Source organism: Eggerthia catenaformis OT 569 = DSM 20559, assembly GCF_000340375.1.
Lineage (GTDB): Bacteria > Bacillota_I > Bacilli_A > Erysipelotrichales > Coprobacillaceae > Eggerthia > Eggerthia catenaformis.
This window is the reverse complement of the sequence record NZ_KB446649.1, coordinates 63,102-64,238: the sequence shown is the minus strand read 5'-3', so window position 1 is coordinate 64,238 and position 1,137 is coordinate 63,102. Positions and strand designations below refer to the sequence as shown.

4 protein-coding genes are annotated in these 1,137 nt (G+C 27.2%); 3 read left to right on the top strand and 1 reads right to left on the bottom strand.

Annotation, left to right across the window (positions count from 1 at the left end; translation table 11 throughout):
- Positions 1-339, top strand: a 339-nt coding sequence (locus HMPREF9943_RS07365) for a hypothetical protein (protein WP_004803563.1), incomplete at its 5' end; no start/stop codon positions are given.
- 15 nt (positions 340-354) lie between these two features.
- Positions 355-609 carry a hypothetical protein gene (locus HMPREF9943_RS07360; protein WP_004803561.1) on the top strand — a complete coding sequence of 85 codons (255 nt, stop codon included), beginning with the start codon at positions 355-357 and terminating at the stop codon, positions 607-609.
- Between the two features lie 25 nt (positions 610-634).
- On the opposite strand, the gene HMPREF9943_RS07355 is transcribed toward HMPREF9943_RS07360, so the two are convergent.
- Positions 635-856 (bottom strand): GHKL domain-containing protein, encoded by a 222-nt coding sequence (locus HMPREF9943_RS07355; protein ID WP_004803558.1) that lies wholly within the window; start codon positions 854-856, stop codon positions 635-637.
- A gap of 35 nt (positions 857-891) precedes the next feature.
- On the opposite strand from HMPREF9943_RS07355, the gene HMPREF9943_RS07350 reads away from it, so the two are divergent.
- Positions 892-1,080, top strand: coding sequence for an ATP-binding cassette domain-containing protein (locus HMPREF9943_RS07350; protein WP_004803556.1), 189 nt, complete (start codon positions 892-894; stop codon positions 1,078-1,080).
- Positions 1,081-1,137: the final 57 nt, after the last annotated feature.

Below are 1,137 nucleotides of genomic sequence, written 5' to 3'. Positions count from 1 at the left end.
ACTTATATGAGAATAGGATGTAAAGCCAGATATACCATCAACTATAATGATTTAAGTAATTGGCAAATGAAAAGATGTGAGTGGTATTCTAAATCGATTAGATATTGCAATAATTATATGGATAGAATACGCAGTAAAGTTGATAATTCACTTTTAGTTACGGGGGTTGTTTCCTTTATTTTAGCTCTTATGAATGCTGCGTTGGGACCGGCAGGTATTGCTATTGCAGTTACTCAAGCTTTTAATCTTGGTAAAGATATTGTTGATTTATTTCAGAAAGCAGCAAAAGAATATTCTGATGCGGATTACTTTTATGGTGTGATTAAGCATTATGCATAAAAGGGAGGGAAAGTTATGAAAAAATCTTTTATTGATTATTGTTTGACTACAAAGATTAAGAATCCACCTTATTTAAAAATAGCCTATATGTTTTTTGGAATTATCGTTTTAATTTTAGGAGTGTTTTTTAGATATCATCCGGATTTAATTGGTGAATTATGGATTTATGGTATGGGATTGGTTATTGGCGGATTATGTGTTCTATTTGCACTTTCTTCTCGCTTTTTAGTTTCTTCTTATAATGACTATTTAAAAGATGATATAAAGTAGTATAAATTCTATATTTAATCAATGTTTAAAGAGGAAGATATATATATTCCTCTTTAAATTTGATTGAATAAATAAATATACAAGTAAAATAATAAATAGAATACTCATAGTGCATTGTTCCATGATATTTATCAACAATATTTTTAATAGTTTTTATACCATAGCCATGGCTATCTTTATCTTGTTTTGTAGATTGTAATGAAATGTTGCTGATTAGAGGATCCGTAATATAAGTATTTTTAATCATAATATGTAATAGACAATCTTCTTGATATAAGTCATATGTCTTTCTCTTATAATAAGAAAACAGAGGTATTAAAAAATATTTCTATGAATATTAAGCCTCAAACATTTGTTTCTATTGTCGGAGTCAGTGGCAGTGGTAAAAGTACGATTGCTAAGATATTAATAGGACAAAATAAAACATATCATCTTTGTATCTTTAAAGAGATAAGCTATGTAAAATATTAAAAGTATCTCATAAGTGAAAAATATATAATTTTCACAAAAACGATTGCTTTTATGTGA